This window comes from Tenacibaculum sp. SDUM215027 (assembly GCF_050566205.1).
GTDB lineage: Bacteria > Bacteroidota > Bacteroidia > Flavobacteriales > Flavobacteriaceae > Polaribacter.
The window spans coordinates 1-12,635 of sequence record NZ_JBNXUE010000004.1; the positions used below are offsets into that span (position 1 = coordinate 1).

12 protein-coding genes are annotated in these 12,635 nt (G+C 30.3%); all 12 read left to right on the forward strand.

Going from position 1 to position 12,635, the window contains the following annotated elements:
- The first annotated feature begins 157 nt into the window (after positions 1 to 157).
- The gene (locus ACQYZ7_RS09975; RefSeq protein WP_430729604.1) at positions 158 to 2,002 is read left to right on the forward strand and encodes a type VI secretion system Vgr family protein; all 1,845 of its coding nucleotides are present in this window, start codon (positions 158 to 160) and stop codon (positions 2,000 to 2,002) included.
- A gap of 3 nt (positions 2,003 to 2,005) precedes the next feature.
- Complete coding sequence (locus ACQYZ7_RS09980; RefSeq protein ID WP_430729605.1) at positions 2,006 to 3,700, forward strand: hypothetical protein; 1,695 nt, start codon at positions 2,006 to 2,008, stop codon at positions 3,698 to 3,700.
- A 292-nt stretch (positions 3,701 to 3,992) separates the two neighbouring features.
- A complete protein-coding gene (locus ACQYZ7_RS09985; protein ID WP_430729606.1) occupies positions 3,993 to 4,265 on the forward strand; it encodes a hypothetical protein in 273 nt (90 codons plus the stop codon).
- A gap of 211 nt (positions 4,266 to 4,476) precedes the next feature.
- The gene (locus ACQYZ7_RS09990) at positions 4,477 to 4,857 is read left to right on the forward strand and encodes a hypothetical protein (protein ID WP_430729607.1); all 381 of its coding nucleotides are present in this window, start codon (positions 4,477 to 4,479) and stop codon (positions 4,855 to 4,857) included.
- A 12-nt stretch (positions 4,858 to 4,869) separates the two neighbouring features.
- Positions 4,870 to 5,319, forward strand: coding sequence for a hypothetical protein (locus ACQYZ7_RS09995; RefSeq protein WP_430729608.1), 450 nt, complete (start codon positions 4,870 to 4,872; stop codon positions 5,317 to 5,319).
- A 342-nt stretch (positions 5,320 to 5,661) separates the two neighbouring features.
- Positions 5,662 to 5,895: a hypothetical protein gene (locus ACQYZ7_RS10000; RefSeq protein WP_430729609.1), complete on the forward strand. Its 234-nt coding sequence runs from the start codon at positions 5,662 to 5,664 to the stop codon at positions 5,893 to 5,895.
- A 250-nt stretch (positions 5,896 to 6,145) separates the two neighbouring features.
- Positions 6,146 to 6,760, forward strand: coding sequence for a hypothetical protein (locus ACQYZ7_RS10005; protein WP_430729610.1), 615 nt, complete (start codon positions 6,146 to 6,148; stop codon positions 6,758 to 6,760).
- Positions 6,753 to 7,748 carry a hypothetical protein gene (locus ACQYZ7_RS10010; protein ID WP_430729611.1) on the forward strand — a complete coding sequence of 332 codons (996 nt, stop codon included), beginning with the start codon at positions 6,753 to 6,755 and terminating at the stop codon, positions 7,746 to 7,748. The genes ACQYZ7_RS10005 and ACQYZ7_RS10010 overlap by 8 nt, the downstream gene beginning before the upstream one ends.
- 12 nt (positions 7,749 to 7,760) lie before the next feature.
- Complete coding sequence (locus ACQYZ7_RS10015; RefSeq protein WP_430729612.1) at positions 7,761 to 8,282, forward strand: DUF4280 domain-containing protein; 522 nt, start codon at positions 7,761 to 7,763, stop codon at positions 8,280 to 8,282.
- 12 nt (positions 8,283 to 8,294) lie between these two features.
- Positions 8,295 to 11,228 carry a hypothetical protein gene (locus tag ACQYZ7_RS10020; protein WP_430729613.1) on the forward strand — a complete coding sequence of 978 codons (2,934 nt, stop codon included), beginning with the start codon at positions 8,295 to 8,297 and terminating at the stop codon, positions 11,226 to 11,228.
- Between the two features lie 86 nt (positions 11,229 to 11,314).
- On the forward strand, positions 11,315 to 12,151 hold the full coding sequence (locus tag ACQYZ7_RS10025; protein ID WP_430729614.1) for a hypothetical protein: 837 nt from the start codon (positions 11,315 to 11,317) through the stop codon (positions 12,149 to 12,151).
- Positions 12,152 to 12,168: 17 nt separating this feature from the next.
- Positions 12,169 to 12,630, forward strand: a complete 462-nt coding sequence (locus tag ACQYZ7_RS10030; RefSeq protein ID WP_430729615.1) for a hypothetical protein — start codon at positions 12,169 to 12,171, stop codon at positions 12,628 to 12,630.
- Positions 12,631 to 12,635 lie beyond the last annotated feature (5 nt).

The following is a 12,635-nucleotide window of genomic DNA, read 5'->3' on the forward strand; positions in this document are numbered from 1 at the left end:
GCCAGTAGCTTAATGAGAAGGACTAAATAACTTTTAGTTTTATATAATTTATTACTAAAGACCTTCTCTTTTTTTAAGAAAGAAGGTCTTTTTTTGTTCAAAAAAAAGCGTTGATAGTTGTTTTTATGTAACTATCATTAAGAGAAAAAAAAGTACTATGCATAAGATAAAAGAAGAAGCTTTAGATAAGCAAATTACCATTGATGGTAACTTTGTAAAAAGCTATAATACAATTACAATTAATCAATTTTTATACAAGCATCACACCTTTGAAGTCGTAGTAGATATAGAAACTGTAGAAGAAGCAGGAAGCTATACATTAGATAAATCAAAAGAATGGTTAGGTAAACAATTTACTACGAATGTTTCAGGTAAAGCTTTTGTAGGAGTTGTGTTAGATGTATCAATGCGTCACAGTGAAATAGGATTACACGGCGAGTTAATACTTAAAGGATTATCTCAAACAGTATTGTTAGAGAATGGAAAACAACAAAAATCTTGGTTAGAAAAAGAACTAGGAAGCATTGTTTCAGAGATTATAGGTACTACCGCTATCAAAAACAAGGTTAGGCCAGCATATACTAGAGTAATTCCTTACCAATGTCAATACGCAGAGAGCGATTATAAATACCTTCAACGATTAGCATATCAATACAATGAATGGTTTTATTTTGATGGAGTAGATGTTGTTTTTGGAAAGCCAGAATCTGAAGGTCAAAAGCCAATAGAGCTAGAATACAGTAAAGATCTAAAAGAACTACAAATAAAAGCTAAAACCTACAATCCTACTTTAGCAACCTACAGTTACGATTCGTTAAATGATCAATTCTTTGAAAACGATTTAAAAGCCAATAACGAAGGTTTAAACGATTTAGGAAACACCGCACTTAAAGCATCAGAAGAAGTTTATAAAGAAGTTAAAGACTTTGGAGTAAGTGATGTGTTTTTACAAGACAAATCATCGTTAGATGAGTATTTACAAAAACGCTTACAAGGATTAAGCGCAGGAGGTAATGTGCTTAAGGCAAGTGGAATAAAAAAAGGGTTATGTTTAGGAAGCACAATTAAAGTAAGTGCAGCAAAGTATGACGAAGGAAAATATACTATAAAACAGTATGGAGAATATATTATAACTCAAATAAGTCATTTTGCTGGTGTAGGAGGAGCATACTATAATACTTTTGAAGCGATTCCAGCAAACACAAAAAGTTTACCATTAAACGAAAATATAGCGCCAGCTGTAGCTAATAATCAAGTAGCAAAGGTCGTAAGTAATAAAGATCCAGAAAGCAAAGGACGCGTACAAGTTCAGTTTTACTGGCAAGAAGCTATTGGCGCAAAAACAGACTTTATTCGTGTGATGACACCAGATGCAGGAAGCAGTGATCTTACTAAAACCAACAGAGGATTTGTATTTATTCCAGAAGTAGGAGATCAGGTAATGATTGGTTTTGAACATAACGATCCTAATCGTCCTTTTGTAATGGGAAGCATGTTTACAGGTAAAAATGGAGCAGGAGGAGATAATAAAAATGTAAGAAAGAGCATTATTACGCGTAGTGGACACACTATTGAATTAGACGATACGGAAAAAGCTGAATCTATTACTATTACTGATAAAAATAAGAACATAATTTTTATTGATACAGCAAAAAACTCTATTGATATTACAGCAAATGAAACTCTAAATTTGAATTGTAAAAATATGAATATTAATGTAGCTGAGAATATGAATACTATAGTAGGTAGTAATATTTCTGAAACAGCAGGGCAAAACATAATAACCAGCGCAGGAAAAGACATCAGTCAAATGGCAGGCGCAGATTTTGTTAAAAAAAGCATTAATATGAGCGAGGAAGTCGATGAAAATATGGATGTATCAGCAAAAATGTCACAGGATGTAGCAGGTAAATTGGACATAGCAAGTACAGTTGAAAGTCTCAATTTTAACAGTGCTAAGTCAATAGCTAGTAACTCCAAAGAGCAATCAAATTTTCAGTAACAGATGGGGTCTATTAACATAAAAGCTAAAAACCTATACAAGATTGTAGAGGAGAATTACATTACTCAAGTTGGCGGTACATTAACCAAAATTGCTGAGGAAATCAATATATACACTACAGAGGAAGGTATTAATATGTACTCTAATACTTCTATTGATATGAAGGCTAAAAACGAAACGGTTTTAGGTACATATAAAGAGCCGCCAGAAAGAGAGCCTGAAGAAAATGTTGTAAATATAGAGAGTGAACTTTATATGCATAATAACCAAGAACTTAAAATTCCTTACTTAGACAGTTTAAAGTCTATTAACTTTAAGAGTTCTAAGCTTTTTATTGCTGGACTAAAGAGTATTTTTGGAGATGATATAGGACATGAGGTAGCAAAAAAACTAATGCAAGATTTGGAGAAAGGCAATGTTCCTTATCCAAAATGGGGAGTAGTAAATTTACCTCTCTATTCTAATGTTGGAGGATATTTTTTAAAAGGTAAAATATACCTTAATCAGAATCTGATTTTAGAAGCTGAGAAGGATCCTGAAAAAAGTTGGTTACTTTTTAGAGTAATGATTGAAGAAACAGGACATTATATAGAATATTTATTAAGAAATAAATATGATGATATTGGTGGTGATGCAAAAGGAGATGAAGGAACTTTATTTGCGGCAGATTTTATAAAATATAATGGTTTATTATTTAAAGATTTTGAATTTGCTAAATTCAAAATAGAGTCTAGTAATGGGGAGGTTAGAGAATTTAATGCCAAAGTATTAATGGGTAGTCCAGATAGAGAACAGAAAGCTAGAGAGCTTTTATTTGTAGAAGATGACAGTGATGATCAAGGTATTGTAACTCTTAAAAACGGGAAAAATATTACTGTTGAGTTTTTTAAGATAAGAGGGCAAGGAGCTGTTCATGAAAACATAACAAAACAGGCTGCAAAAATAGCGGGTGTGAAATATGATTATCGTTTAGATGAGGGATGTGCTTGGCCGGATGTTCCTTGTGGGAATGAAAACTCAGTTGAAACATGTTATTATAAAACGTGGAAAGAAGAACATACAGAAGGAACAATGGCTTATAGGACCCATCATGGAGATTTACAATTCTGGCACTCTATGTCTCCTTCTAATGAATTGACAAATCAAGAGGTAGTTGACAAAATAGTAAATCAAGCTAAAAAATGGTATATGAAGGCAAAGGAAGTTGAAAAGGAACATGTCAAATTATCTAAAGTATATCCTAATTATAGTTATTTAAAGAAGGAAAATTATTTCGGTCTTTTCCATATTGGAAAAATCCTCCATATGGTACAAGATGGTTATTCTGAATCGCATATTGTTAGAGATAAAAAAGGTTTTATTACTAACATACAGTCATATAATAATCAAGACACTCATAAGCATGGGAAATCTGATGCTGTTGATCAAAATAATTTAACATGGGCTCAACGTAATGGCCCCAAAAAAGATGGTGTTTCTATACTTAATGTTACAAATGAACAGGTAAATGCTTTAGAGGGAACAAAAGAAGCAAAAGAAGCTTCTGTATATATCCTAAAAATGTTTAAAGAACAAAAACCTACAGATGATTTAGAGAAATATTTGAGAAATACAGTTTATCCATTTGCAAATGATAAATTAGGAAAAAGTTATGGTACTCACAAGTCTGGAGAAGCAGTGGAAAAATACAATAAATAATATTTTTATGACAATTCAAAAATTAGCACCAATAATATTTTTAGTCCTGCAAGTTCTAAGTTTTGTTTGGTATAAGTTACCCTCTAATTCACATGCTCATATTCCTGGTGAATTCATTAAATTAATGATTTTTGGAGGAATAAACATAGGTTTAATAATTTTATTTTCAATATTATTTTTCTTTTATAAAACAAATTCTTTTTTTTGGAAATTACCTTTTGTATTATTCATATTGATGTTAATAATAGCATGGTTTTTCTCTAAATAGAAAGTGAAAGTAAATGATATTTAAATGAATAAAAAATTAAGCATACTAGAACCCGAAAAAACGAAAGAAGAACTCCAACAAGAGCACTTATATAGTGGAGATTATGTAAGTTTTTCTAAACATTTTGGTACTTCTTTAAGAGGACATCAGTATACTCGTACTTACGGCGTGGCAATAGATTTTTTTGATGTTCAAAAAGATAAAACATCTAAAGAACAGTTTGAAGCCGAGGTAACTATTAGAAAATTACATGGATTATACACAACCAAAGGGGGGCACCAAATAAAAACCCCTTAATGGAACGTAAAGTGTTTTATAAATGGCAATGGGACACTATGCGTAGTATTGGAGCAAGTAAAGCTTTTTTTAACCCTATATCATGAAAAAAATAGCATTCTGTATTATAAATATTGTGATTGTAATGTTATAATCATGCTCCAAAAGTATTTATTATGCTTTTGAAGATGAGCAAAAATATGCAACAATAGAGACAACTAATAAAAGAGAATTGTTTTATAGAGCTGTTTATAATAATACATACATATGTATATATTATGAGAGTGAAGATCAAACTATTGGTATTGATAATCCTATTTTAATGTTTTGGAAACATAAAGGGGATAAAGAAATGGACTTATGCTTTTTTTCAGATAAACTTAAAGATTGGATTTATTATGAGAAACAAAGAAATCAAAATATATGGAAATTAATAGGAGATATTTCTAATAATTTGATACTTGAAGAACCTTGTCTAAAGGATAATAATATAGATTGGTTTCCAGAGTATATGGTAAAAGTAGATAAAATAGATTATGATAAGTTTAATTTACCAAAAGTTAAAAAGAAATATCTAAAAAATCCTAAAAAGGCTCCCAAAGTATATGAGTAAAGTGTTTTATAAATGGCAATAAGAATAACTTTATCAATAATAGTACTATTATGTTTTGGTTGTAAAGGAAATCATAGTGAAGTACAAATAGATTTTATTGTTAAAAAAAGAGTGTTATATAACAATAAGGCTATAACTACAGCAGCTATGCATCATTATCAAGACAATTTTTATGCTATTAAAGAAGAATTTTTGTTTAATTCTTATGGAGAATTAGAACGTATTGGAGTAAATAAAGGTGAAGGACTTTTTTATTTTTATAAAAATGATAACAAATCTCTATTCTCTCTTTCTAAAAACTACCCTGAGTATAAAGATTATAAAGTGGTATATAATCTTAAAGAGAAAAATGTTATTGATGGAAATGATACCATATTAAACTTTAAGATAGATTATATAAAAAAAAATATTTCATATACGAAGAATAAGGAAATAGTCATTTATTCTTTTTTAGAAAAATAACTTAAATGGATAAAAAATAAAATATATAAAACCAAAAAGGATCAGGAGCATTGTATGTTCTTGTGAAGAAAAGAAATAATATTGAAGAACAGTATGCTTAAAAATCAATAATATGACACCACGACTAATCATAATATTGTTGTTACTTAGTTTCTGTAAAAGGCAACCTGTGTCATTAGATGCTATAGATATGATTTATGCTAAGAATATTATAATATATCAAGAGGATAACTATACGCTTTCAGTATATTCATTTGACAAAAAAAAATCACCTTAGATGAAAGATATGAGTATGATATAAATGTTGATATTCAGTGTATTGGAAGCGTTAGTTCACTGGGAATGTATTATAAGTACAAATTTCCTAAAGAGAAGCAATTACCTTTAGAAAAAGATGAACTAAAATATTCTCTTTCTTTAGACAAAAAGAAGAATTGGATAATTGACAACAACGATACAATTAAAGATTTTAAAATTGATTTAGACAAAAAGTTAATCATAATGCCGAAAGATGAAAATAATAGAATTGTGATATTCGAATTTTATCCTAATTATGACTATTTACAAGAACATTAATGCGTTATTAATATATTTTAATAAAACAAAGGACTCTATTCGTTTAGCAGGTAGAAAATTCGATATAGAAAAGAATATGTTTTTTAAATATAGAATATCAAATAGTTATCTATCTAACTGTCTGATAAAAACAGAAGCTATAGATTATAAGAAATTTAAATATGTAGATAAAATAAATAAAAAGGCTAGGGGTGAACTCTTAAAAGATTTTAGAAAAAAAATATAAACTCTATTTCAAATGTTAAAAAAAATGATATTGATTTTAGGTATAATAATTGCTTTGGTTGGAGTTTATATTTTTTATCTAAAATTTCAACGAAAAACAAAAGTTTGGTCCGAAGAGATTGAAGTTGCTAATGACATTAAAATACCAATAGAATTTATGTCTTCCCAAAGAAAATATTATGGAGGTCATGGTTTTGGTTGGGGCGGAGGCGACGATAGAAGTTCTATCAAGTTTGATTATAACTCTATTTCTTATTCTCATAAAGGATCTTACTTTTTGCCTTATGTAATCAAATTATTTAAAGATAATTTCTATGTAGTCTCTTTTGATAGGACTAATATGAGTAAAATTATTTTTAGATTTTTCAAATCTGATAAAAAAGGGAGTTTTAAAGAAATTAAAGCGGAAGAGTTCCCCAAACATTTAGCTGTACAAAATCGTAAATTAAAAGACACTGCGGTATATTATGGTGATGAAACAAAAGAAATGATGAAAACATTAAATCCTGATGAAATAAAAAATACGCTTACAGCAAAAATGTGGTTTCAACTAGAAAGAGGAACTAATTATTATGAGATGCCATCAGATATATCTTTAGATTTTTTAAAATCGTACAAAGAAAAATATTTAAATGAATAAAAAATTAAGCATATTAAAACCCGAAAAATCGAAAGAAGAACTCAAACAAGAGCGCTTATATAGTGGAGATTATGTGAGTTTTTCTAAACAGTTTGGTACTTCTTTACGAGGATATCAGTATACTCGTACTTATAGCGTGGCAATAGATTTGTTTGATGTTCAAAAAGATAAGTCGTCAAAAGTTCAGTTTGAAGCTGAAGTAACTATAAGAAAGTTTCCTGAATTAGGCTATTACGAGTATTCAATAAAGAAAGATAACATATTTATAAACAAGCGTTACCCTAAAACGTTAATAGAAAAGCTATCTGTTATAACCTCAGAGGTATTATATCCACTAGAAGTACAGACAACACTTAGTAATGAGTTGTTAGATATTATTAACCACAAAGAGATATTAGAACGCTGGAAAAAGATAAAAGTACAACTTCAAAGAGAATATACAGGCAATGCTATAGACCAATATATAACAAAGTTTGAAGCCAAATTACATCAAAAATATAGATTGTTACATTCCTTAAACCACGAAATATTTTATACACTTTTGTTTCAAGATATATATACTAAATATGACGATACTTTAGAGAAAAAAGCTACGATAAATTTTCCTGTACTTGGGTTTAAAACCCCTATAAATTTTAAAGGAAATCAAAAGATTAACAAAAAAAAGACCTATTACAATACAGCATTGGCATGTTTTGAGTCGCATATAGAAAGTGGAGCTACACAAGCCACCCTAAACGTAGAAAACGATTTAGATGGTAACACATTTCTATTAGAAAATATAATAGCTAAATGTACTATAAAAAACAACAAAACCGTTATAAAAACGGTAAACGCTTCTATATATCATTTAAAAGAAAAACCAACCATACGGAGGTCTTTTAAAGAAATGCGAGACGATATAAGAAGACGTCATAGAAAAATACGTAAAGAAAAAAACAAAGAGCTAACACTAAAACAACGTTTTATTAAATGGTTAGACAACTAAAAAAAAAATACTATGGGATTAACAGGAAAACTAGTGTGTCATGGAGCACTCTGTAAATGTAAGTATGGTACAACACCCGACAAACTTGTTGTAACTACTCAAAAAAATCATTATATCAATGACCCTGAAGGGAGTGAAAAACTTATGGCAACCGACAAAGAGACTGGGATGCCTTTTGAGAACAAAACTTTTGGGCCATGTAAACTTCAACCCACACCAGGTGGGTATAAACCCTGCCAACCAGCTATTACCGAATGGACAGGTTTTTACGATAAAGTAAAACTAGACGATAATGGCGGTTACCCTTTACTAGAAGGCAGTGAAGCAACGTGTGCTATTTCGGGAGCTCCTTGTGTAAGTATTATTTTTCATGGACAGGTGGGCGAACCCTCAGAGTCTAGCTTTGAAGAAGCTGATGAAGATGTGATAAGTCAGGTAAATCCTGTGATGAATCCTACTGAATTAAACAAGGAAAACCCTTTTAAAGGAATTGAGGCTGGAGAACATGACAACAGTGTTCGAGGTTATTTTTAAAAACAAAATAAGATGACAAAATTAAAATTGCGCAGAATTTATGCTAAAAGAAAACCAAATAAAAAAATTGATGACTTTCAATATTTTGAAGTGCCTTTAGGAAAAGAGGGGATAGTGCTATATGTAAATGATCGATCGTATCTTACAGAACCTTTACACGGTTTTGCTCAGTTTCCAGGTGTTATAGAGGCTCATAAAGAAGATATTCCAAACCCTATAGACAGTGCTAATGCTTTAACAAATGTAAAATGGAGTTATATAGATTATGAGTATATAAAAGCTATTAAAAACCTTCCAAAAGGAGATTTTAATGATCAATGGGGCGCTTGGAAAAATGAAGGTGGTAATTTTACAGTAGTAGAATATGGTATTCAAAAGCAATATGTACAAGCAAAAATAATAAAAGCTGTTTTTACAGACAAATCGCAACTTGGAAAAATATATTGGATAGAAGCCTATAACTATTATCCTGAATTTAATAACCCAAAGCTTGGAGCTTTTGTGGCTATAATAGGTAATTCTCAAGTGCTCAGTACTAACTTTTCTGTAAATAAGAAAGACCCATCAGAAAATGGTGTTTACAAGTATGAGGATATTATCTCATTAACTATAAAAACACATCTTCTGCCAAATGTAAATACGCCCTATCATGATTTCGCTATTTTTGAAGTAGATATTTATGAATATCATTCTGATATAAAAATGAATAAAACTCCTATTAGGTATGTACAAGAGCAAACAGATAACCAAACAGCATACAATACCAATAATGTTATTAATATAAAAATAGATAAAAAGTGGAGAGATAAGGCAAAACACGATAAAAATCAACCCATAAAATATTTTTATGCCAAGATAAAAGTATTGCATTATAAAAATGAAGATGCCCAACTAGGAAACAAAGCTGTACCTATTAATGATGGAATCTTATCTTCACACTCCATGGGCTCTAAAGTACCTGTAATAGCACCCAATGGCGAACAAGTAGTTGTAGAAATTGAAAAAGGAGATTGGGAGAAAAAAAGTTTTTTTCAAATAAGTGTATCACATTCAGAAGTAGAAGATGCTGCAAATACATATACCAAAACTGTAATTGCAGACTATAGCACTAAAGAAGAATTAAAAGGACAATATTATTTTGGTGTGTATTATAATACAACTTCAGAATTACTTACTCAACGTAAATTTGAAGTACAAAATATGATTGCCCAAGTGGTAAAAAATGAATATACCATTAAAAATAATGAGCATTGCAAGTTTTCTGCCATACAAGTAGAAGTAGAAGGTCGTACACCTGTAGAGGTTTTTAATGAAAATACCATTACTACAAAACAAGCCGATAATAATATTAACTTATTTGAGATTGTAGCAGGTGATAAGCAAAAGAAAAAAATAACCATTACACTAGATGGTTTAGAGGCGCAGCACTATCAAACTGAAAGTAAAACGAAACCAAGATGCGAAAGTATAGGATTACCTTCTGGACAAAAACATGATAAAAAAAATGTATTCAATACCTCAAAATTTCCAGAACAATGGATAGACAAAGAAGATTATACACTTAACGATAATAGTATAGAGCTAAATTTGGGTTATGAGTATACAAAAGACTATGGAGATCGTGTTCTTAACTACTTGGCCTTTGAGCAAAGTTATTTAAAAGATGGTGTTTTTAATAAAAACTTAAAAAACGTTTGGGTAGTAGACTACTTACTAAAGCTTATAAAAAAAGAAAAACTTCACCAAAGTTATGCCATACCCATAAGCACTTGTAGATATACCAACCAGTTGATAAAGTTAAATGTGTACCCAGATATGAAATGGGTGATAAATTTTAATTACAATATAAAGACACCTATTTATTATAAAGCAAGTGATAATCTAATAGATTATTATAGTGGATATAGTGAAGGGGATGTAAGCACCTCAAATAATAAGGCGCGAAAAGATATTTTAGATAAAACCATTTCTAATGAATTGAAAAGCTTTACAGGAAGTAAAAGTAATTTCGAAATTTCGGTAGATTGTGAAATTAATGGGAGTAAAACAATAGCATTAAGTAAAGAATTTGGTGAGAAATTTAGAAAAATGTTATCTCCAGTAATGTGGATTATTAATACGTTGAGCAGTGATGAGGAAGGCGGTTTAAACCTAAATGGTGCGAAGCAAGAGAATAAAATACTAAATAAAAAGAAAGGGCTAGTGGCACGATTAAGTAAGCGTCCTATGAGTTTTACCATAGCCCCACCTTCATTAGGTGTTGGTGTAGGTATAGGTTATGGCGAGAGCAGTGGTACTAAAGTGGGTTGGGAGTTGGAAGGACGTATTAAGGCGAATCCTATTATTGGTGCCAATGTGAAATTAGATATCCTTGCACTTGGTAGTAAATTCAAACCTTGGGGGCTCATTTTAGATGCCTTGGATATTGTTTCATGGTTAACCTCGGTACTCTCAAATGGTAAGTTAGAAATTAACTATGAGTTATCCTTTACCCTTTCTGCAAGTATAAAATTGGTAGGTGCTGATAGTAAAGATAATACAGACACCTCTACACGAATTACTTATAACTATGCCACTAAAGAACTGGATGGTTCTGTAGCGCTTAAAGGTGCATTAGAAGGAAAATTGTTAGCTAGTGTAAGTTTGGAGGTTTATATAAAAAAGAAAAAGAAAAGAAGTTTTGAAGGAAAATACCTTAAAGACAAAGATAAGGAAGAAGCTGCTAAATTAGGTCTTAGTGCAGAAGGTAAAGCTATTGTCACTTATATGATTGGAAAGAATTTTGGTAGAAATGATAACTGGGATACAGATTTTTATTTTAGCGGTTTTAGTTTAAAAATTACATTTAATGCAGGTGTCAAAAAGAAGAAGCCCAAGATATATGAAATAATTCCAAGTTTAAATGAATCTTTTTCACTTTTTAAAAATACAGGAGAAACAAAATGATACACTTTAGAAACATTACTTTAACAACTTTCATTATACTTTATATTTCATGTAATAATAATAATAATAATAATACAAAAGTTAAAATGAACACAAATTCAAAAGAATATTTTTTACACCATAAATTTGGTAATAACAATTACCAAATTTATGTAAACGATATATTAGTAAGTAGTTCTGTTGCTGGTAATGGTATACCAGCACCATACGAAATTAATCAATATTTATTTTTAAAAGGAGCACAAAAATTACGTATTAATGTTCAAGCTCCAATTAAATTAAAAAAATACAACATTTCTCAAAAAGATATTTTAGATTTTAAAGGAAAAACACTAATTACCCTATTAGAAAACGAGGCTTTTTCAAATATTAAAAATATTCTTGAAGCAACTTTTTATGATATAAAGCAATCTACACCAGTCATAGAGCAAGAGTGGGAGTTTGAGGCAGAACTGCCAATTTATTGTGATAATCTAGAAAATTCAGAAGATTTAAGTAAATGGGATGAAAAAGAACTGGAAAAAGTAGTAGTAAATAGATTTACTGAGCTTAGAGATTTATTGAATGACGGTAATGGTAATCAAGTGTATACAGAGGTGAAAAAAGCAACAGAATCTATCTTTATAGCAGAATATATGGATAATAGTGAACAGCAAGAGTTCAGCACTAATATTACAGATTTTTTCACATCACATAAAGGTACTATGTTACCAATAGAGAATTATCACTTAAGATTAATGGGAAACGGTAAGGCAGTCGCTTTAGAATATGCTACAGGGAAATTACAGGGTTTAGGTATATTATCTTCCGAAGATATAGAGGAAAACACACGAAACATAAACTATTTCATACTACACAAACCAAAAAGCTCGAATAAATTTGAAGTTTTTAGATATAATTCATCATATACTGCGATAGAGTGATTTTTCATAAGGAACCCTTGTACTGTAACGAGACCCCAACACTATTAGCCTATAACGCACGAGGTGGTAATGAGTTTGATGATTTGTCGGGCAATATAAAAAGACAACAAGATACTGCAACAAAAAAGCATATAGCCTCAGCCTACCAAAACCAAAAAGGTAAACTGGGTATATATGTACATTGTGAGGTTAATGGAAAGGATACTATAAAATTAGGAGGACAATTTTGGGAAAAATACCGCAAAATGCTATTGCCTATAACAAGTATTATCGAATTTTTGGACGGTAAGTTGGGCGTATCGGAATCTAAAAAGATAAATAACACTAAGTTAAAAACTGATGTTAACTTTAAAAAACGAAGTCTTGCAAAACAAGCGAGTAAACTACCAGCAAGTTTTGAACTTATAGCACCTAGCATAGGTTTTGGAGTAGGTATAGGCTATGGCGAAAGTAATGGAGCTATAGTAACTGGGAGTTAGAAGGA